General features: G+C 71.0%; 5 protein-coding genes. 3 read left to right on the top strand and 2 right to left on the bottom strand.

What is annotated here, in order from left to right; all coding sequences use genetic code 11:
- Positions 1 to 103 precede the first annotated feature (103 nt).
- The 3 genes from ACTUAL_RS00165 (at position 104) to ACTUAL_RS00155 (ending at position 2833) form a co-directional block, all read left to right on the top strand.
- Entirely contained in the window at positions 104 to 940 is an 837-nt protein-coding gene (locus ACTUAL_RS00165) for a carbohydrate ABC transporter permease (RefSeq protein WP_440898825.1), read from the top strand.
- Positions 937 to 1761 (top strand): carbohydrate ABC transporter permease, encoded by an 825-nt coding sequence (locus ACTUAL_RS00160; protein ID WP_440898824.1) that lies wholly within the window; start codon positions 937 to 939, stop codon positions 1759 to 1761. Before ACTUAL_RS00165 ends, ACTUAL_RS00160 begins: the two co-directional genes overlap by 4 nt.
- An 88-nt stretch (positions 1762 to 1849) precedes the next feature.
- The gene (locus ACTUAL_RS00155) at positions 1850 to 2833 is read left to right on the top strand and encodes an acetylxylan esterase (protein WP_440898823.1); all 984 of its coding nucleotides are present in this window, start codon (positions 1850 to 1852) and stop codon (positions 2831 to 2833) included.
- 29 nt (positions 2834 to 2862) lie between these two features.
- Here the strand turns inward: ACTUAL_RS00155 and ACTUAL_RS00150 are convergent, their stop codons facing one another.
- Together ACTUAL_RS00150 and ACTUAL_RS00145 are read right to left on the bottom strand one after the other, a co-directional pair.
- Positions 2863 to 3357 carry a beta-class carbonic anhydrase gene (locus ACTUAL_RS00150; protein ID WP_440898822.1) on the bottom strand — a complete coding sequence of 165 codons (495 nt, stop codon included), beginning with the start codon at positions 3355 to 3357 and terminating at the stop codon, positions 2863 to 2865.
- 22 nt (positions 3358 to 3379) lie between these two features.
- The coding region (locus ACTUAL_RS00145; RefSeq protein ID WP_440898821.1) for a hypothetical protein at positions 3380 to 3682 on the bottom strand (303 nt) is incomplete at its 5' end.

Raw genomic sequence — 3682 nt, 5'->3', positions numbered from 1 at the left:
GTGTCGTCGTCGCCCCCCGCCCCGCCGCCCCCCCCCCGCCCCACCCTCCCGGTCCCGCGGTCGTGCGCGGCGCTCGGGCGGCCGGTGGGTCCACCTGGTCTACGTGGCACCAGCGCTGGCGATGTACGCCTTCTTCGTCCTCAAACCGCTTCTCGTCTCCGTCCAGTACTCCTTCTACGACTGGAACGGCATCGGTCCGGCGACGTGGGTCGGCACCGACAACTACCGGCGGGTCCTCACTGACCCCGACCAGCTGGCGATCATCGCGCACGCGTTCGAGCTGATCATCTTCTTCACGGTGATCCCGGTCGCCCTGGGGCTGCTCGCCGCCGCACTCATGCACCAGATGCCACAGGGGTCGTTCTCGACCGTGTCCCGCACGGTGCTCTTCATCCCCCAGGTGATCCCGCTCGTCGCGGCGGGCATCGTCTGGGACTGGGTCTACTCCAGCGACGGCGTCGCGAACCAGTTCCTGTCGGCCATCGGCCTCGGTGGGATCACCCGCCCCTGGCTGGCCGACTTCAACACCGCGCTCCCCGCGGTCGGGCTGATCGGGTCGTGGGTGATGCTCGGCCTCTGCACGCTCCTGCTGCTCACCGGGATCGGCAAGATCGACCCGGCGCTGTACGAAGCCGCGCGCATCGACGGCGCGAACCGGCTCCGGGAGTTCGTGCACGTCACCCTGCCGGGCCTGCGCCGTGAGATCGGCGTGTGCACCACGGTCACGATGATCGCGGCGCTGGCCAGCTTCGACATCATCTACATCTCCACGCAGGGTGGGCCCGGGCGCTCGACGATGGTCCCCGGCGTCGAGATCTACCGGCTCGCGTTCACCCAGCGCGAGATCGGCCAGGCCTCGGCGATGGCGGTCATCCTGATGGTCCTGGTGCTCGTCACGATCGTCCCCGTCCAACGGCTCACGCAGAGGAGCGACTCGTGACTGCGCCCGCTCGCAGCCAGGTGACGGGGCGCGCACTCCTCCTGCTCTTCATGGTGCTCACCCTGGTCCCGTTCGTCACGCTGTTCTCCACGGCGCTCCAGGAGCCCGGGACCATCCCCACCGGGGTCAGCTGGCCCTCGGACCCGCACTGGGGCAACTTCGCCGACGCCTGGCGGGTCGCCCACCTCGGCCCGCTCATCACGAGCAGTCTGCTGATCGTGCTCGGAGTCGTCCCGGTCTCCCTGGGACTGGCCGCGCTCGCCGGGTACGGGCTCGCGACACTGCGGGTGCCGTTCGGCAACGCGATCTTCCTGCTCTTCGTCCTCGGGCTCACCATCCCGTTCGAGTCGCTGATCACGCCGCTCTACTACCAGATGCAGCAGCTCGGCCTGCTGAACAGCCGATGGGCACTGATCCTCCCGCTCATCGCGATGTACATGCCGTTCGGTGTCTTCTGGATGCGCGCGCACTTCCTCGCCGTGCCGGCCGAGCTGACCGAGGCCGCGACGATCGACGGGGCCAGCGCCTGGCGCGCGTTCCTCCACATCCATCTGCCCCTCGCGCGGCCGGCCCTGTCGTCGTTGGCGATCCTGCTGTTCCTGTGGACCTGGAACCAGTTCGTCCTGGCGATCGTGATGGTCGACGACCCGCTCAAGCGCACCATGGCGGGCGCCCTGGGTGCCTTCCAGGGCCAGTACGGGACGGACATCGTCCTGCTCTCCGCGGGTGCCCTCCTGATCATGGCGCCCACCGTGCTCGTGTTCGTGGTCTTCCAACGGCAGTTCACCCAAGCCCTGCTCCAGGGCGCCGTGAAGGGCTGACCGACCTCTCTCGTACCACTCGTCCCGCACCTCCGTCGCCCGGCCGCCCGGCCCCTCGCGCCGGTCCGCCCAGCCAGCAAGGAACCCGATGCCGCAGTACGACCTTCCCGACCACGAGCTCCGCCACTACCGCACGCGGGCCACGGCGCCTGTTGACCTGGAGGCGTTCTGGTCCACGACCCTGGAGGAGTCCCGGGCTGCCTGGTGGGCCCCGAAGGCCGAGCTCGTGGAGGCCGGCCTGACGCTCGTCGAGGTCTACGACGTCTCGTTCAGCGGGTTCGGGGGCGACCCGGTCAGGGCGTGGTACCGGCGACCCGCCGGCGTCGAGGGCGACCTGCCGACGGTCGTGCGCTACCAGGGCTACACCGGTGGGCGCGGGCTGCCGCACCAGGCGGGGTTCCTGCCCCTCGCCGGCTACGCCACGCTCGAGATCGACAGCCGCGGTCAGGGCACCGGCGGCGGCTACGTGGGCGACACGCCGGACCCGCACGGCCACGGCCCGTCCTACCTCGGAGGCTTCATGACGCGCGGCGTGCTCGACAAGGACGACTACTACTTCCGCCGTCTCTACACCGACGCGGTGCTGGCCGTCGACGCCGCACGGGCGCTCCCCGGGGTCGCTGCCGACCGGATTGCCGTCCACGGGGTCAGCCAGGGTGGCGGCCTGGCCCTGGCGGTCGCGTCCCTCCGCACCGACCTGCGCGCCGTCATGGCCGACGTGCCGTTCCTGTGCGACTTCCCGCGTGCGATCACGCTTGCGACCGAGGGCCCCTACCTGGAGCTGGCGGGTTACCTGGCCAGCCACCGCGACCAGGTCGACGCTGTCCTGGCGACCCTCGGGTACTTCGACTGCGCGATCCTGACCGGCGCTGCGACGGCGCCGGCGCTGATGTCGGTCGCGCTGATGGACACGGTCTGCCCGCCGTCGACCGTCCATGCGGCCTACAACGCCTACGCGGGCCCCAAGGACCTGCGGACCTACCCCTTCAACGACCACGAGGGCGGGCAGTTCCACCAGGAGGCCGTGCAGCTGGAGTGGCTCGCCCGGCAGCTGGGCAGCGCTGACGCCTGACCCGCGGCCCGGCTGGGCCTGACCGGGACCTAGACCAGCTGGTCGAGCAGTCCCGTGTCGACGTCGTAGAGGAAGCCGCCGACGCGGGTGGTGTCGGGGACGAGCGGGTGCGAGCGCACCTTCTGCACGTCCTCGCGGAGGGCGGCCGCCTGGTCGGCGATGACGGGGAAGGGCTGCCACGAGGCGTCCTGGCCCGCGGAGGCGGCGACGCGCTCGCGCAGCTCGGCCTCGGTGTTGCTGGCGACCGCGCAGCGGGTGTGGGGGACGATCAGGACCCGTTCCACGTTCAGCAGGTGCACGGCCAGCACGAGGGCCTCCATGGCCTGCGGCGTGACCCGGCCACCCGGGTTGCGGAAGATCTTGGCGTCGCCGGGCTTGAGGCCCAGCATGCCGAGCGGATCGATCCGCGAGTCCATGCAGGTCACGATCGCGACGCCCGCATGGGCGACGCCGTCGAACCCGGCGAGGTCGAAGGAGGCCGCGAACTCACGGTTGGCGGCGAGCAGGTCGTCGAAGCCGTCCACGATCGGCGACGTTAGCGGACGATCATCCGGCCGCGCGCAGCAGGTCGCCGGTCGAGACGGCGCGGGTGGCCGCGCTGCGGAACAGGACCAGCGCGAGGACGCCGGCGACGACCGCGCACGCGGCAGCCCCGAGGAACACCGTCTGCTCCTGGGCGATGCCGGCGGTCTTGAGCAGCCGGGTGAACTCGGCGCACCGGGTCGAGTCGCCGCAGACCTCCCGTGCGGAGGGCACGTCGGCCTGCTCGGCGTAGTAGCGGCGCAGCCCGATGGTGGTCAGCGCCGAGATGCCGACGAGCATGCCGACCATGCGCGACACCACGACGAA

Source organism: Actinosynnema sp. (genome assembly GCF_052038725.1).
Note: the sequence above shows the minus strand (reverse complement) of the source record. Positions and strands in the feature narration are given on the sequence as shown.